General features: G+C 74.2%; 1 pseudogene. It reads left to right on the top strand.

Annotated features, from left to right (window positions below):
* Positions 1–1,137, top strand: a pseudogene (locus tag KBA48_RS07760) (hypothetical protein); the annotation flags it as partial.

Raw genomic sequence — 1,137 nt, 5'->3', positions numbered from 1 at the left:
GTGGCGGCTGGACCGATCCCGGCGGTGGTGGTACCAACCCCGGCGGCGGCTGGACTGATCCCGGCGGTGGTGGCACCAACCCCGGTGGCGGCGGGACCAATCCTGGCGGCGGTGGCACCAATCCTGGCGGCGGCTGGACCGATCCCGGCGGTGGTGGTACCAACCCCGGCGGCGGCGGCACCAATCCTGGTGGCGGCGGGACCAATCCTGGCGGCGGCGGCACCAATCCTGGTGGTGGTGGCACCAACCCCGGCGGCGGCGGGACCAACCCTGGTGGTGGTGGCACCAACCCCGGCGGCGGCACCAATCCTGGTGGCGGCGGGACCAATCCTGGTGGCGGCGGGACCAATCCTGGCGGCGGTGGCACCAACCCTGGCGGCGGCGGGACCAACCCTGGCGGCGGCGGGACCAACCCTGGCGGCGGCGGGACCAACCCTGGCGGCGGCGGGACCAATCCCGGCGGCGGCGGGACCAATCCTGGCGGTGGTGGGACCAACCCCGGTGGCGGTGGGACCAACCCTGGTGGTGGTGGCACCAACCCCGGCGGCGGCGGGACCAATCCTGGCGGTGGTGGCACCAACCCTGGCGGCGGCGGCACCAACCCCGGTGGCGGTGGGACCAATCCTGGCGGTGGGACCAATCCTGGCGGTGGTGGCACCAACCCCGGTGGCGGTGGGACCAACCCTGGTGGTGGTGGCACCAACCCCGGCGGCGGCGGGACCAATCCTGGTGGTGGTGGCACCAACCCTGGCGGTGGTGGCACCAACCCCGGTGGCGGTGGGACCAATCCTGGCGGTGGTGGCACCAACCCCGGTGGCGGTGGGACCAACCCCGGCGGCGGCGGAACCAACCCTGGTGGCGGCGGCACCAATCCCGGTGGTGGTGGGACCAATCCCGGCGGCGGCGGAACCAACCCTGGTGGCGGTGGCACCAATCCCGGCGGTGGTGGAACCAACCCTGGTGGCGGCGGCACCAATCCCGGTGGCGGCGGAACCAACCCTGGTGGCGGTGGCACCAATCCCGGCGGTGGTGGCACCAACCCTGGGGGCGGTGGCACCAGCCCCGCCATGGGTGGCACCACTCCTGGCGTCGGTCGAACCACTCTCGGTCGCGGCGGTACGGCCCCTCGCGGGGGTG

It is taken from the genome of Niveispirillum sp., assembly GCF_017996735.1.
GTDB lineage: Bacteria > Pseudomonadota > Alphaproteobacteria > Azospirillales > Azospirillaceae > Niveispirillum.
The sequence above is the reverse complement of the archived record's forward strand: the minus strand, read 5'-3'. Positions and strand labels throughout refer to the sequence as shown.